This window comes from Brunnivagina elsteri CCALA 953 (genome assembly GCF_002289455.1).
GTDB lineage: Bacteria > Cyanobacteriota > Cyanobacteriia > Cyanobacteriales > Nostocaceae > Brunnivagina > Brunnivagina elsteri.
Map to the genome: position 1 here is coordinate 1 of NZ_NTFS01000148.1, position 14,614 is coordinate 14,614.

General features: G+C 38.6%; 15 protein-coding genes. 8 read left to right on the forward strand and 7 right to left on the reverse strand.

Features of this window, described 5'->3' with window-relative positions; translation table 11 throughout:
- Nucleotides 1-336 precede the first annotated feature (336 nt).
- The 3 genes from phoU to CK510_RS14350 form a co-directional block, all read right to left on the reverse strand.
- Nucleotides 337-1,005 carry a phosphate signaling complex protein PhoU gene (gene phoU / locus CK510_RS14340; RefSeq protein WP_095722349.1) on the reverse strand — a complete coding sequence of 223 codons (669 nt, stop codon included), beginning with the start codon at nt 1,003-1,005 and terminating at the stop codon, nt 337-339.
- A 61-nt stretch (nt 1,006-1,066) separates the two neighbouring features.
- Nucleotides 1,067-2,401 (reverse strand): sensor histidine kinase, encoded by a 1,335-nt coding sequence (locus CK510_RS14345; RefSeq protein WP_095722350.1) that lies wholly within the window; start codon nt 2,399-2,401, stop codon nt 1,067-1,069.
- A gap of 42 nt (nt 2,402-2,443) precedes the next feature.
- Entirely contained in the window at nt 2,444-3,199 is a 756-nt protein-coding gene (locus CK510_RS14350; protein ID WP_095722351.1) for a response regulator transcription factor, read from the reverse strand.
- Between the two features lie 525 nt (nt 3,200-3,724).
- On the opposite strand from CK510_RS14350, the gene CK510_RS14355 reads away from it, so the two are divergent.
- Together CK510_RS14355 and CK510_RS14360 are read left to right on the forward strand one after the other, a co-directional pair.
- The gene (locus CK510_RS14355; RefSeq protein ID WP_095722352.1) at nt 3,725-4,717 is read left to right on the forward strand and encodes a coiled-coil domain-containing protein; all 993 of its coding nucleotides are present in this window, start codon (nt 3,725-3,727) and stop codon (nt 4,715-4,717) included.
- 56 nt (nt 4,718-4,773) lie between these two features.
- Nucleotides 4,774-5,868 (forward strand): coiled-coil domain-containing protein, encoded by a 1,095-nt coding sequence (locus CK510_RS14360; RefSeq protein WP_095722353.1) that lies wholly within the window; start codon nt 4,774-4,776, stop codon nt 5,866-5,868.
- 88 nt (nt 5,869-5,956) lie between these two features.
- Here the strand turns inward: CK510_RS14360 and CK510_RS33975 are convergent, their stop codons facing one another.
- Both CK510_RS33975 and CK510_RS14365 read right to left on the reverse strand, forming a co-directional pair.
- Complete coding sequence (locus CK510_RS33975; RefSeq protein WP_281257024.1) at nt 5,957-6,085, reverse strand: hypothetical protein; 129 nt, start codon at nt 6,083-6,085, stop codon at nt 5,957-5,959.
- Between the two features lie 98 nt (nt 6,086-6,183).
- Complete coding sequence (locus CK510_RS14365) at nt 6,184-6,375, reverse strand: hypothetical protein (protein WP_095722354.1); 192 nt, start codon at nt 6,373-6,375, stop codon at nt 6,184-6,186.
- Nucleotides 6,376-6,815: 440 nt separating this feature from the next.
- Here CK510_RS14365 and menD point away from each other — a divergent pair, with 440 nt between their 5' ends.
- The 4 genes from menD (at nt 6,816) to menB (ending at nt 10,559) form a co-directional block, all read left to right on the forward strand.
- Nucleotides 6,816-8,606, forward strand: coding sequence for a 2-succinyl-5-enolpyruvyl-6-hydroxy-3-cyclohexene-1-carboxylic-acid synthase (gene menD, locus CK510_RS14370; RefSeq protein ID WP_095722355.1), 1,791 nt, complete (start codon nt 6,816-6,818; stop codon nt 8,604-8,606).
- A gap of 60 nt (nt 8,607-8,666) precedes the next feature.
- On the forward strand, nt 8,667-8,828 hold the full coding sequence (locus CK510_RS34265) for a hypothetical protein (RefSeq protein WP_342745961.1): 162 nt from the start codon (nt 8,667-8,669) through the stop codon (nt 8,826-8,828).
- 254 nt (nt 8,829-9,082) lie between these two features.
- Nucleotides 9,083-9,592, forward strand: a complete 510-nt coding sequence (locus tag CK510_RS34270; protein ID WP_342745962.1) for a hypothetical protein — start codon at nt 9,083-9,085, stop codon at nt 9,590-9,592.
- 133 nt (nt 9,593-9,725) lie between these two features.
- Complete coding sequence (gene menB, locus CK510_RS14380; RefSeq protein WP_095722356.1) at nt 9,726-10,559, forward strand: 1,4-dihydroxy-2-naphthoyl-CoA synthase; 834 nt, start codon at nt 9,726-9,728, stop codon at nt 10,557-10,559.
- Between the two features lie 205 nt (nt 10,560-10,764).
- Here menB and CK510_RS14385 read toward each other — a convergent pair whose 3' ends face one another.
- Nucleotides 10,765-11,088, reverse strand: coding sequence for a hypothetical protein (locus tag CK510_RS14385; RefSeq protein ID WP_095722357.1), 324 nt, complete (start codon nt 11,086-11,088; stop codon nt 10,765-10,767).
- Between the two features lie 349 nt (nt 11,089-11,437).
- On the reverse strand, nt 11,438-12,007 hold the full coding sequence (locus CK510_RS14390) for a DciA family protein (protein WP_095722358.1): 570 nt from the start codon (nt 12,005-12,007) through the stop codon (nt 11,438-11,440).
- A gap of 255 nt (nt 12,008-12,262) precedes the next feature.
- Here CK510_RS14390 and CK510_RS14395 point away from each other — a divergent pair, with 255 nt between their 5' ends.
- Both CK510_RS14395 and CK510_RS14400 read left to right on the forward strand, forming a co-directional pair.
- Entirely contained in the window at nt 12,263-13,540 is a 1,278-nt protein-coding gene (locus CK510_RS14395) for a hypothetical protein (protein WP_095722359.1), read from the forward strand.
- A 292-nt stretch (nt 13,541-13,832) separates the two neighbouring features.
- Nucleotides 13,833-14,543 (forward strand): PspA/IM30 family protein, encoded by a 711-nt coding sequence (locus CK510_RS14400; RefSeq protein ID WP_095722360.1) that lies wholly within the window; start codon nt 13,833-13,835, stop codon nt 14,541-14,543.
- The last annotated feature ends 71 nt before the right edge of the window (nt 14,544-14,614 follow it).

Below are 14,614 nucleotides of genomic sequence, written 5' to 3' on the forward strand. Positions count from 1 at the left end.
ACAAGACTATTACTCAAATCGTCGAAGATTTAATAGATACATTGCCAGAACCTAAAAAGATTCAATGCGATTAAAATAGCCCGTGTAGCTTATATCTCAGCACTAAAGTGACTGAGTTTTACGCATACCGTGTTGTTCTATAAACTACTTTTTGTTACCTACAACATATCCGCTGACTATAAAATGGTTTGTAGGTTTACCACATCTACCAAAAGGAGTAAGAAGTCGAAGAAGCGAGTACTGTGAATTGCGAATTGTTCGATCAATTTATATTCAAAAAATTATAACTTTCCTGAAATTAGCCGAGTACTTAATTAGCGAATGTATGAATTTATATCAAGAACGTTGCCCAGTGACAATATAAGCCACTCTTTGTCCAATATTTGTGGCATGGTCAGCCATTCTTTCCAAGCAACGAATTGCTAATCCTAGTAATAAGAAAGGTTCTAATAGACCAGGTACGTCACGTTGCTGTGCTAACGCATTGTAAACCCGTTCGTAAGCATTATCGACAGCATCGTCTAAGTGCTTGATATTGCGTCCATTTGCCTCATCTAAGTCACCTAAAGCAACTAAGCTGGTTGCCAGCATTGCCTGAGCATGGTGGGACATCATCGCTATTTCTGGCATGAGCGGATGGGGTGGATAGGAAAACAATTTGACTGAAATATTGCCTAAATCTTCAGCATAGTCACCAATACGTTCTAAATCACGAACTAATTGCATAAAAGCACTTAAGCAGCGCAAATCTCGATCCGTTGGTGATTGATGGGTCATAATCAACGTGCAATCAAGTTCGATTTGCTTATAAAAGCGATCAATTTTTTTATCTAATAGAGGAAGTTCCTTCGATGCTGTTAAATCACGGGCAAATAATGCCTGGTGACTGAGACGAAAGGATTTTTCTACCAAAGCACCCATACGCAGTACATCTCGCTCTAAACGTCGGATATCGCGTATTAGCTGGGATTGTTCTGGATTGTGATTATAAAGGATTGTTTTCACGCTTCCAGTCTCAAGTGAAAATATAAAATAATTCTAAATAGATAATTCTAAATAGGTAATTCTAAATATAGTCTTTACTCTGGTGATTTGACATCACCCCTGGTAATTCAATCTGCATCCAAGCTCCTCCAGTTTTGGGATGGTTCATGGCTTGAATCGAGCCACCATGTGCCAGTATAATCTGCCGAACGATCGCGAGTCCCAAACCAGAACCAACTATTGCCGTTTTTGAGTCATTCTCCCCAGCTAGGTTACGGGCACGAGCGGTGTCTCCACGATAAAATCTCTCGAACACATGAGGCAAATCTTGTTCCGCAAATCCAGTTCCGGAATCAATGACGTTAATTTCTAACTTTGATGAATCCTTACTTTGACTCTGGCTATAATTCTCAGAAATAATTCTGGCTTCGATGATAATTTTAGTATGGGGTTTACTATACTTAATACAATTATCAAGTAAATTTATAAATACTTCATACATCCGAGTTGGATCGGCTTGAATCCAAAGATTTTCTGGTGCGGAGTAGAAAAAATCGATTTGCTGTTTTTGTGCTAATGGTTCCAGGGTATCCCAAACCGAAGTCATTAAACACTTAATATCAACTGCTTGGGATTGCAGTTGCATTTTGGGGTTACTTTCTAGTTGTGTAAGGTCTAACCAGCTTTGAACCAAGTTAATTAGACGGTCAACTTCCAACATTAGACGGTCAACCCAGCGCTTTAAGGGGGAATCTAAACGGTCTTGGAGGATTTCCACCACCAAACGAATTGAAGTTAGCGGGGTTCGCAGTTCGTGGGCAAGGTCGGAAAAAGAGCGATCGCGGGCAACACTTGCATCTCGCAACGGCTGAAAATTTTCCAAAAATACACCAACGTAACCCTGTGGTAACGGCAAACTAGTTGCACGTAAAACCATAGACTTTACATCTATCACTGCCTGGGGACTTTCACAAGAGGGGTGAAACTCCCATTCCTTGATTTGTAGAGTAGCGCGATCGCGAGTCAGTTCGATTAATCGATCGAGTTCGTAGGAGCGAACCAATTCCAGCAATAAACGTACCTGTCCAGGTTGCCACCGTTCCAAGTACAACATTTCTCTGGCTTTTTCGTTACACCACAAAAGTTGATTTTCGTCATCTACCTGAAGATAACCAATCGGTGCAAACTCTAATAAATCCTGATACGTTTGTAGCTGCTGCTGTAAATACTGCCCTTGATACTTGACTAAAGCGATTTCATGGCGCAGACGCGGGATTAACAGCAATGATAGACTTAAGGGCGATCGCGCTGTCAAAGGTCGCAACATCTGAGCTAAATAGCGATTTAACTGATACTGCTGCCATACCCAAAACCCAATACCCAATACCAATCCCAAAAATAAACCCAATACAAACATGACTAGCCATTAACTGCTTCGAGCAAATGTTAAAAATAACAACTATCCAAAGCGATAGCCAAATCCACGCACAGTAATAATATATTCTGGATGGCTGGGGTCTTTTTCTAATTTTTCCCGCAACCAGCGAATATGTACATCCACTGTCTTGCTATCACCCACAAAATCCGGACCCCAAACTTGGTCAAGTAACTGTTCCCGCGACCAAACTCGCCTTGTGTAGCTCATAAATAACTCTAGCAGACGAAATTCCTTCGGTGACAAATTTACCTGCTGTCCACGAACCAATACCCGACATTCTTGAGGATATACAGTCACTTCCTTGTACTGTAAAACTGGTGCAGTTGGTAAAGCACTTAGTCTTTGCCGACGAAGTAGCGCTCGACACCTAGCAACCAATTCCCGAACACTAAAAGGTTTAGTTAAATAATCGTCCGCTCCAACTTCCAAACCCAAAACCCGATCGGTTTCGCTACCTTTTGCGCTCAACATCATAATGGGAACTGGATTACCTTGATGACGCAATAAGCGACATACATCTAAACCGTTGACTTGGGGAAGCATCAAGTCCAAAATAACCAAATCGAAATTTAACTCACCGGAACTTGCTTCGCTACTTTTCAAATATTCGACTGCCGCACGTCCATCACTTGCAGCAACGACTTCGTAGCCTTCTCCTTCCAAAGCTAATACTAGCATTTCTCTGATTAGCTCTTCGTCTTCTACTACTAAAACGCGGCTAATTTGACCGAACTCCGAAGTAGGTGGGTATTTTGTCAATTCACTGGTGGTATACATCAATAAAAAACCGCAAAATAAGGGTCTTCAAATAATCAATCTTAATTATCAATTCTACGTGTAACTACGCTGAATATTTAGTATTCAATTTATCATTCTGTAACATATGTCACAGTTTCTTTTACAATTATAAACCAATCTCGGTAAAACTAATTAGAAGATTTGATTGAATTGGCAAATCAAATTAGCAGGAATATCTAAGAAGACAAATCTTAAAGTCAAAAACCTGTCAATACCCAGAATTATCTATAAAGTTATCCATAATTTATTTTTTTGATGTTCCTGTAACATTCTCCCAGCTTTTCTTCAGTTTTCTCCTTGACAAGAGTAAATTCACTCGGATACAATTTTAGTACATAAATACTAGATACTGTAGAGATTGGGAATAATCTGCGATCGCATTTTCAGCATTTTCACTGCATTTAAAACATATACTTCAAAGCTAGTCTGATGTTTGTACAGGTTCGTTTTGATGTGCCTTACTACCTAATTAATTAAAATCATTTACAATCCAGGGAGTTGGATATGAGCTTGGATAGAAGCATATTTGCAAGCAAAGATGGCAGACAGCAATTGATGCAAGCATTTCAGCAGATATTAACAGAACGAAACAAAATCGAATCAAAAATTGCAACCAAGCTTGAAGTTGCGGAAAAAGCTAAAAATAAAGAGATACTTGAAACCGCTTCAACTTATACAGTTGATAGTATCGTCAAAAGCTTGGCAGATTTACAGTTGGAATTTGGTACTATCGTCAATTCCCTGTCTGAGAAACTAGCAAAAGAGAACTCAAAGCTCGACGAACTAAGTAGAGGAATCGACGTAGAAACAGTATATTTGCAAGAACTTCGACAAATCAGAATAGTTGCAGATGCTGTGGATGTTTTAATGCAAGAACATCAAGAAAAATTAAAAACACTCGAACAAGATACTTCCAGTAAACGGGAAATTTTGGAAAAAGAAATTGTGCAAAGCCGTAAAGATTGGCAAAAAGAACAAGTACAATTTGACGAGGGTATGCAAGCATATAACGAGTTGCAAACGAAACAACGTGTGCAAGAACTAGAAGAGTATCAATATAAGTTGGAAAATACTCATAAAATTAATTCTGATGCTTATGAAGCGAAAAAACGTAATTTAGAACGTGAACTGCAAGAAAGTACACAAGAAAAAGCAAAAAATTGGGCAGAACGGGAGAAAGTATTAAAAGATAATCAACCACTATTTGCCGAATATCAAAAGAAAGTCGCTGCATTCCCTGCTGAATTAGAAGAAATGGTGAAGAAAGCACGTGAAGAGGGAATTAAGGAAACAAGTCAAAAAGCAAAAGTTGAAGCTGATTTATTTGAGAAAGAATGGGAATCAACGAAGCAAAATTATGAGTTAAGAATTCAATCATTAGAAGAAACGATTCGCAAGCAAAGTGAACAAATCGAGGGTGTTTCAGTCCAGTTACAAGCGACATTGAAACAAGCGCAAGATTTAGCAATGCGTGCTTTTGATAGTTCGAGTAAATAGTTAAGGTTTATTATTCGTTTTTCTTTTCCTTTCTCTTTCACTAGGAGTCTTAAATTATGCCGACAAAGAAGCCAACTGATAAAAATACTAAAGTCGAAATTCTTCAAGCTTATGAAGAATTAGCAAAAGAAAAAGCTGAACTGAAATCACAATTAGAGCAAACTAATAAGCAGAATAATGCAAGCTCTAATTCAAATACCATTATTAAAGAAACAAGCATAACTGAACCAAAAACCATGAATTCATCAGCAAGCATTCAACAAAAAATGAACTATACCATTGAAAGCTTAGTTAAAATTCAATTAGGTTTTGGTAGTGCTGCAAGTGAGTTATCCGAACTACTGACAACAAGAGCATCTAAACTGGCAGAAATTAAGCAAACTGTAGAAGAGGAAGCTCAACAATTAAAACAATTACATAAGCTCGAAGTTGAAGAAGATAGTCTTGATAATCTAATTCAAGCTTATGAGGATAATTCTAAAACTTATCACGAAGAATATAACCAACTTTTAGAAACTCTTTCGCAGCAGATTCAAGGGGAACGGGATTCTTGGAGAAAAGAGCAAGATGAACACAGGTTGGTTACTAAAGAACGTAATGAAAACCTCTCAAAAACTCGTCAGCGTGAAACCACAGATTCTCTATATGATTTAGAACTTCAGCGCAAACTAAATAGTGATGAGTATGAGCAGCAACAAAAAGGTTTATATAAACAATTAGAAGAACTTAAATCAGAAGCTGATAAAAATTGGTTTGAACGAGAAAAATCTATTTATGAACGAGAAAAACAATTTGAAGAACATAAAGTAAAAGTAGAAAGTTTTCCAAAAGATAAAGAAGCTGCTCTTAAAAAAGCAACTGATGAAGGTAAGGGGATTTCATATTATCAAGCGAAAGTCAAATCAGATTTATTAGCCAAAGAAGTAGATGGACAAAAGCGATTTTATGAACAAAGATTGCAGTCTTTAGAACAAACTATTTCCAATCAAGAAACGCGAATACTCAATCTTTCTAATCAACTTGATTCTGCATTAAAACAAGTGCAAGATTTGGCTGTTAAGGCAATTGAAGGCTCGGCAAATGTTAATTCTTACCAAGTGATGAAAGAGATTGCTTTGGAACAAGCTAAAAGTACAGTGAAAGCTAAATAATTAGGTCAGATATAAACTAAAGAGACGTATTTTTACATACGTCTCTTAATCATAGAAAATAATAATAATAGCAACTGATTACAACCGATTATTTTGTTTTCTTCTTATTTGTATCTGGCTTGAATTTTTGCGGTTGATTAGTCTCTGGAATAACACCGGTTACTGTTCTAAGTGGTCTACCTGTGGACGGTGGTTCTTGTCTTTCTTCATCTGACATTTGCTTATCCTCCTAATTTGTTAATTGGATAAAAATCATATTTGATGATTTTTGTGGAGATGAAATTTTACTTAGATTGTCGTTGTTTGATATGTGAATTAGCCATTTACTGTTTTTTTGGGTTTACCAGTTGGCTGTGGCTTAACTCGCTTCTCAGATATAAAATTCATCTCATATCTAGATGATAAGTTTGTACTTTTGTTAATCTCTTGATTATCGTTGTTTAGTGTATTCATCTCCCCCAGTAAGCCATTTACTGTTTTTTTGGGTTTACCGCGTTTCTCAGACATAAAATTTACCTCGTAGTTGTATCGTAAATTTGAACTTTGAACTTTGAATTTGAACTATTTGCTACAGGTAGTACTTCAGTCGGTATTACCTTGGTTCCGGAAAGGTATAAAATTTTTTAAATATGAAAAATTAAAACAAAAAAAAGAGACGCATCGCGCCCCTTAAAAGAGAGGAAACCCATTAAATTTAAGGAATTTAGAAATAAGTATTTAAAGGTATATTTAAATTTTGGATTTAAATTGAGAATTTATTTGATTGTTTAACTAGCGTTATTTACTAGTACTATTAATTCGTACTAACTTTTAATGCTAGGGATGAGTCAGATAAGGAACACATAGAGGTTTCTGATGTATCCACAATTGGAGATACACGATCGCAACTTAGCAATCCGGAAAATTTGAAAATTTAGTTCAAACAAAAAGAAGCAACACTCCTAAAAATGGCGATCGCACTCCGAAACATCAACGAACTTTGGGCTTTTGTCCTAACTGAGACATTAAAACGGCTAGGATTGAATTGTGTTGTCATTTGCCCAGGTTCCCGTTCCACTCCTCTTGTTGTTGCATTTGCCCAACAAGCACCAGATATTGAAGTAATTTCTATTCTTGATGAACGTTCTGCTGCTTTTTTTGCTTTGGGGAGGGCAAAAACTACTGGCAAACCTGTTGTGCTGGTTTGTACTTCGGGAACTGCGGGAGCGAATTTTTACCCAGCTGTGATTGAAGCGAAAGAAAGTTGTATACCTTTATTATTACTTACCGCAGATCGACCACAGGAATTACGTGGATGTCATTCTGGACAAACAATCGATCAAGTCAAACTTTATGGGAATTATCCTAACTGGCAAACCGAATTAGCATTACCTGTTGCCGAAATCGAAATGCTGGCATACTTGCGACAAACACTTATTTATGCATGGGAACGTGCGATCGCACCTGTGGCGGGTGCTGTGCATCTAAATATACCTTTTCGCGACCCACTTGCACCTATTGCCGATGGGATTGATTTGACAAAATTGCGATTCCTGCGGATAGCTACCCTACGGGAACGCGAAGAGCGAACGCTAACGCAACTCGAAACAACAGACTTTTTCTCCCATATTATTCCCCCTTCATTTTTATCCTTTTCCCCTCCAATCCTGCCCCCTTTTTCTTCCCCACGGGGAATTATTATTGCCGGGATTGCTCAACCTCAGCATCCCCAGGAATATTGTCTAGCTATTTCCAAACTTGCCAAATTTTTAGGCTTTCCCGTACTTGCAGAGGGACTTTCTCCAGTTCGCAATTATACCCATCTCAACCCCGATCTGATTTCTACTTACGATTCTATTCTCCGCAATCCCCAATTAGCTGAGGAATTAGCCCCCGAAGTCGTGATTTTGGTGGGAGAAATGCCTACCAGTAAGGAATTACGGACTTGGTTACAGAAAAATCAACCGCAAATGTGGGTTATCGATAGGAGCGATCGCAATCTTGATTCTCTTCACCTAAAAACTAACCATTTACGAGTAAGTGTCAATGAATTAACAGAAAAATTAACAGAAAAATTAACAGAAAAACATCCATCAAATGAAGATTGTTCTTATTTTCAAACTTGGTGTCGGGCTGATGCGATCGCTCGCAAAAATATTGATAAAACTTTACAAACAACCAACGATTTTTTTGAAGGTAAAGTCGCTTGGTTACTTTCACAATTTCTACCATCAAAAACACCGCTATTCATTGCTAATAGTATGCCTGTACGAGATGTAGAATTTTTCTGGAAACCAAATAATGCTCAAATTCAACCCTTTTGTAATCGTGGTGCGAATGGAATTGATGGGACTTTATCGACAGCTTTGGGAATGGCACATCACAATAAACCGAGTGTCATGCTAACGGGAGATTTAGCATTATTACATGATACAAATGGTTTTTTAATTAGGAATAAATTTGTCGGACACTTGACAATTATATTGATAAATAATAACGGTGGCGGAATTTTTGAGATGCTTCCAATAGCTCAATTTGAACCACCTTTTGAAGAATTTTTCGCCACTCCCCAAGATATTGATTTTGCCCAGTTATCTACTACTTATGGTGTTGAGCATCAATTAATTACTTCTTGGCAAGAATTAGAAGATAAATTAAACCCGTTACCAACGAATGGAATCAGAATTTTGGAAATTAGGACTAATCGAAAATTGGATGCAAAATGGCGGAAAGAAAATTTAGGAAAATTTGCTATTTAACATGAGTTTTGTTCCACGTTTTTTCCTACAATGTAATTGTGCATCATCAACCATTCCACAATGACCAGATTTCCTTACGACCAATTTGCCAAAGACTACCTAAAAGAACTACTACAACCACTCGGTAAAGTAGAAACTAGTCTGACAGTACCAGCAGAAATTAGGGAGATAGATGTTTACTTTGCACCATCACCCAAGCGAGTACGGATACAATACAATTAGGTTTACTTGGTCAACTAGCCAATAAAACCGCACTTTTTGAGCCTTTTAGAAATGCAGTAAAAATTTCCGAGATACGTAGCTGCATGAACAAATTGTTCTATCTAATTGCGGATATAGAACGCCAAAATAAACGGAATAATATATCCACTTTAGAAGACGAATTACCAAAATTATGAATATTATCCCCAACCGCATCAATACCAATATTAGACGGCTTTAAAGCAAGTCTCGAAGAACACAGTTGGGGTCAAGGAGTGTATATTCTTGGTAGTCATCTGAAAACTGCGATTATTGCTATCCATCAATTACCGCAAAACGAAGAAACACTCTGGTTAAGACTTCTGGGTAAAGGGAGAGTACAGAAACGAGCTATCCAGGAGTTAGAAAGTCTATCCCCAAATAATCCCCTACGGGACAAAGCAGTTGATTTATTATTGAGCTTGAAGACAACTTTAGAAATCAATCAAAATCCAAATAAAGAGGATAGGGAGTTACTTATGAGTTTATCGCCAATTTACCTACAACGATTAGCAGAAGCCAAACAAGAAGGAATACAGGAAGGAATACAGGAAGGAAGACAGGAAGGAGTTATGAACGAACGACGTATTGCGATCGCAAGTCTACTACAAGCAAAATTTGGCTCCCTTGATGCAGAATTAAACGCCATTATTCCACTTTTGACAGCATTAACACCAGAAGAATTTTCACCGTTACTAATACAACTATCTCGCACGGAATTGTTAGCAAGATTTAAACAACAATAAAATCCCAAATTTGGATGACATTAAAAATGGTAATTCCCTCTACTTGCTAGTTAATGCGGCAATAAAATTTTTTGTCTGGGACAAATTTCCCGTAAATTAGTAACACTGACATAATTCGCGATTATTTCCCTTTATGCAAATTGACTGGCAAACCGCCAAAACCTACGAAGATATTCTCTATCACAAAGCTGATGGTATCGCGAAAATAACCATCAACCGTCCCCACAAACGTAATGCTTTTCGTCCAAAAACTGTATTTGAACTTTACGATGCTTTCTCTAATGCACGTGAAGATACTCGAATTGGAGTAGTTCTATTTACTGGTTATGGTCCCCATACTGATGGAAAATATGCCTTTTGTTCGGGTGGAGACCAAAGCGTGCGGGGACAAGCAGGTTATATAGATGAAGAAGGTACACCCCGTTTAAATGTATTAGATTTACAGCGTCTGATTCGCTCAATGCCAAAAGTTGTAATTGCCCTCGTAGCTGGATATGCAATTGGTGGGGGACATGTCCTACATTTAATTTGCGACTTAACGATCGCAGCTGATAATGCTATTTTCGGGCAAACAGGACCCAAAGTTGGTAGTTTTGATGGTGGATTTGGTGCCAGCTATCTTGCTCGCATTGTCGGGCAGAAAAAAGCGCGGGAAATTTGGTTTCTTTGCCGACAATATGATGCAAAACAAGCTTTGGATATGGGTTTAGTCAATACAGTTGTACCTGTAGAACAACTCGAAAACGAAGGTATTCAATGGGCAAAAGAGATTTTAGAAAAAAGTCCAATAGCAATTCGTTGTTTAAAAGCTGCCTTCAATGCAGACTGTGATGGACAAGCGGGATTACAGGAACTTGCTGGAAACGCGACTTTACTTTATTACATGACAGAAGAAGGTACCGAAGGAAAACAGGCATTTTTAGAGAAGCGATCGCCCAATTTCCGTTCCTTTCCCTGGCTACCTTAATTTTCAGCAACCATTAAGAAATCGCACCTTTCCAATTCTAGATGCGATTTCTTCCATATCTATCAACTTGCTCAATTTTTTAACTCAGCCAAAATTAAATCAAAACAACACTAAACGGTGAAAATTATCAGTTATTGAGGGTTTATGCCCGCAAATAACACTCTCACTACCAAGATTGTTACTGGACTCGAAATATAATTAGAGGTTAAACCACTAAAGTCTTAGTCTCGGTTAGTTCCGCACTCTGTAAAGCACTCTCCTTTGCCTGTAACATTGCCATTTGTGATTTTTTAACAAGTATGGCATTTTGAAGAATGGCTGAAGCTAGGACTGGCTTAGACTGCGGCAAAATCCAAACTTCTTCCAAAGTTTCCCACGATGGGGCAAAAGGCGGCAAAGCTAAAGAACAAGCTTTCCAACTCCCTAAAACTGGTGCCCCTAGTTGCTGACAATTGCCCCCCCGACGACCTTCTGGTTTGTAATAGCGGCAATATTTACAGGCAGAAGTCAAGAATTTTATGTTCTTCATGTTGAGAGCCGTTTAGGCATAGTTTCCTTCTATCTATTCTGGTTTATTTCATTCTTAGATATAAATACGGACAACAGGCAAGAAATCATTATTTGGTATAGGTTTTCCTGATCCCAATCATAAAAAGAGCTTTATATTCTTTTTAGATTTGTGTTATATTTTTCAAAACTTTGATTACAGAAATGATACATTTAAGCTGGAATAAAGAGGTCAAATATAGATAAAACCAATTGGGATCAAAGTAAAGTAAACTGCTATGAATTTAATTACGATTAATTCTTCCCCCAAAAGATATAGAATTAGTTGACTATTAGTAGTTATTTATTGGTAATTTTTTGTGACAATCCAACTAAAATCTTTTCGCTGCACATAAAGCACATACATCCCAACGTTGGAGTTCTCCCGGTGGAGTGGGACATTGACATTGAGGACAAAGGGGTAATTTGTGCGATCGCACTTTTACCGCACTTGCCCAGGCATCAAAAGCCTTTTTCCTAGTGGTTGTTTTGTCAAGCCCTACTTCAGAAACATCTGTCGCGATCGCACTAATTATATTAATCGATTCACCTAAATAACTTGGGTGTTGAGTCTGTGAAGCTAATTCTGGTTTTTTCTCGCGGATCGGGGAAATATGCCAGCCAGCAGTGGAAAAATGGATATTAACAACAGGAATCGCCAATCTTTGATTAACTTTAATTAGCAAGCTTTGGCGTTCAAAAGTTAAGTTTTGTGCCCAAGCAGCGCTGGAAGTTGCGACACGCAGAAGATGACGCTGGATCGAAAGGGGACGAGTCTGAAGTGCAAGTACATCACCAACGATTTCGTGCCAGTCTCGCAGCAAAGCGTTTACAGGGGGTTCCTGGATTACAGCCTTAGCTTTTAAAATAGTTAAAACATCATTTACTGATTTTAAAGACATTTTGCCAGTAAAAGTACAAAAATTACACTTTGGCGATACACAATGGCGATACAAAATATTTATGTTAATTTTCGCTATTATTGTCACTAAAACATATCGTAATCCTTAGTCCAAGATGGCGTAAATATGCCAAACATTTAGAACTTGAATTTAGTCCTCTTTAAGAGGAATTTCGCTATTCGACAAGGCTTCGTTAGTCACTCCGAGTATGTCTATTTACGCTGTACTGGTAATTATTAGGTTGAAGGCAAACCAATGAGTCAAAATCCCCTGATGCATTCGGGTAATCAATTTTCCCGGACACCTAGCTTAAAACCTGCGCTCTCAGCTGCACTGGCAAGTTTAGAAGTTCAACTCGATCGCGAGTTAGCGCGATATCGACGATACCGAGGTACATCTCGAACGTCTAACCAAGTCCAGCCAGCCAATTTCACTGGTAGTCAACTACAATATTCGATTCCTACAAATATAAATGTCAATAATAATATTGCAAAAGCTACAACTGATTCTGTAGTTGGTTCAGAACGTCAAGAAATTCCGGTTTCTCCCATCAATAATTCTAACCTTCCTCCAACCTACGTTACAGAAATTCCCACACCTCCACCCCCACCACCTTCACAAATTCCTAGAGTTGGGACAAGTGGGGTAACAGCAACAGAAGCAAATACACCACAAACAAGCAGCATCGTACCAACAGCAAAGCCAAAAACGAAGTCGGACTCATCAAATAATAGCAACTTCGGAGTACCACCTACCAGCCAACCTGATGACTATCTCGAATCATCGGAAGCATTGCTGCGGAGTTTAACCGAAGAAGCACCAAAAGAGCAAAAGCAACCAAAAGCCAACAAGAATAGTCTACTCTCACCGTTGGGAATTGGTTCGATTTTGTTATTGTTAACGGCAAGTTTAATCTTGGCATATGCAATTATTAATCCTAAGGGCTTGCCATTTAGATTTGACGGCTTGTTTAAACGCAATAATCCAGCATCGGAAAATTCCTTAACAGATGGAGATAAGGGGCAAACCTCAGCCGGAAATGTGGAAGTAGCACCAGTACCGAAATATCCTAATCTCGCCAGAGAGGAATTTCCCGAAGTTAAAAATCCTAACGATGTTGTTGGTTTGAAACCAAAATCTAGTTCAACTCCAATAGCAACAAATCCTCCAGAAGTTCAAAATCAAATACCCCAAAATCAAATACCCCAAAACCAAATACCTACCCAGCAACTTCCCCAACAAGCTGTGCCAATAGCACCAACAACTATTAATCCACCTTCACCATCACCTGTACCAACTAAAGAAGTACCGATTTCAGAAATCAAGCCTTCAGCAGATGGTTTTTATCATCTAGTTATCGATAATAACAATCCGAATGCTTTGGCAAATGCGCGCAAAGCTGTTCCAGATGCATATATATCGGACGATAAGAAGTTAATTCTTCTCGGTGCAATGAAGGATAAAAATGGAGCAGAGCAATTGCTGAATGAAGTTAAAGCGAAGGGAATCAATGCGAGAGTTCGTCAGCCTTAAGTTAACTTAAATCGAAATTTAATTCCAACTTAAAACTTAGGGAGTGGGATAATTAGAGTGCGATGCCCCTGGCAACCACTTCGTGGTATCGCAATTTTAAGGTGAAGACGCATAAAATTACCCCTCCGTGGCACCTCCCCTTGTTAAGGGGAGGTTTAGGATTAGGGATGTTTGGGATTAGGGAGGTTTAGAATAAAAAGAGGTTTGGGATTGGGGAGTTTGGGATAAAAAGGTATCTAAAATTTTATAATTGCTCATTACTCAGCGCTGATTGCTGCTTTCGGAGGTCGATATGGGATTTTTTGAGCGAATTTCGCGTGTTTTCCGCGCTAATGTCAACAGTTGGGTGGCAAATACAGAGGATCCAGAGAAAATTCTGGAGCAAACTGTAATGGAAATGCAAGATAATCTGATCCAACTACGGCAGGGAGTTGCGATCGCGATCGCAACCCAAAAGCGTACCGAACGTCAAGCCGCAAATGCCCAAACCACCGCTTCCGAATGGTATCGACGTGCTCAACTTGCCCTCCAACAAGGTAACGAACCCCTTGCCCGTGAAGCTCTCACCAAACGCAAATCCTACCAAGACACTGCGAACACCTTAAACAGCCAAATCGAGCAGCACAACACTGTAGTCGCTACACTAAAAAAAGACATGCGATCGCTCGAACTTAAAATTTCTGAGGTGAAAAATAAAAAAGACATGTACATTGCTCGTGCCCGCTCTGCACAAGCATCTCTACGACTTCAAGAACTAATGGGGGAACTTTCTGGTGCATCCAGTACTGGTGTTTTTGAACGGGTTGAAGATAAAATTGTCCAGTTAGAATCGCAAAATGAAGTACTTTCTATTACTAGTACAGATAATTTGGATAATAAATTTTTAGCCTTAGAATCTAGCGGCGACATAGATGATGAGCTTTCGGCAATGAAAGCACAATTAGCGAATAATCAGGATGAAGTGTTACCGAAGTTACCAGATACACGTAAAGAGACAGAATAACAAGCAATGGGCAAATGTGGTATCGGGAGCATATCTTAGAAATATATTGATGAAATATACCGATATGGGGG

Bases quoted from the DNA above. Each gene is read 5' to 3' on its own strand.
- CK510_RS14355 (WP_095722352.1), top strand. From the start codon at position 3,725: ATGAGCTTGGATAGAAGCATATTTGCAAGCAAAGATGGCAGACAGCAA.
- CK510_RS14395 (WP_095722359.1), top strand. From the start codon at position 12,263: ATGAGTCAAAATCCCCTGATGCATTCGGGTAATCAATTTTCCCGGACA.
- menD (WP_095722355.1), top strand. From the start codon at position 6,816: ATGGCGATCGCACTCCGAAACATCAACGAACTTTGGGCTTTTGTCCTA.
- CK510_RS14390 (WP_095722358.1), bottom strand. From the start codon at position 12,007: ATGTCTTTAAAATCAGTAAATGATGTTTTAACTATTTTAAAAGCTAAG.
- CK510_RS33975 (WP_281257024.1), bottom strand. From the start codon at position 6,085: ATGTCAGATGAAGAAAGACAAGAACCACCGTCCACAGGTAGACCACTT.
- CK510_RS14400 (WP_095722360.1), top strand. From the start codon at position 13,833: ATGGGATTTTTTGAGCGAATTTCGCGTGTTTTCCGCGCTAATGTCAAC.
- CK510_RS14360 (WP_095722353.1), top strand. From the start codon at position 4,774: ATGCCGACAAAGAAGCCAACTGATAAAAATACTAAAGTCGAAATTCTT.
- CK510_RS14385 (WP_095722357.1), bottom strand. From the start codon at position 11,088: ATGAAGAACATAAAATTCTTGACTTCTGCCTGTAAATATTGCCGCTAT.
- CK510_RS34265 (WP_342745961.1), top strand. From the start codon at position 8,667: ATGACCAGATTTCCTTACGACCAATTTGCCAAAGACTACCTAAAAGAA.
- CK510_RS14365 (WP_095722354.1), bottom strand. From the start codon at position 6,375: ATGTCTGAGAAACGCGGTAAACCCAAAAAAACAGTAAATGGCTTACTG.
- menB (WP_095722356.1), top strand. From the start codon at position 9,726: ATGCAAATTGACTGGCAAACCGCCAAAACCTACGAAGATATTCTCTAT.
- CK510_RS14345 (WP_095722350.1), bottom strand. From the start codon at position 2,401: ATGTTTGTATTGGGTTTATTTTTGGGATTGGTATTGGGTATTGGGTTT.
- CK510_RS14350 (WP_095722351.1), bottom strand. From the start codon at position 3,199: ATGTATACCACCAGTGAATTGACAAAATACCCACCTACTTCGGAGTTC.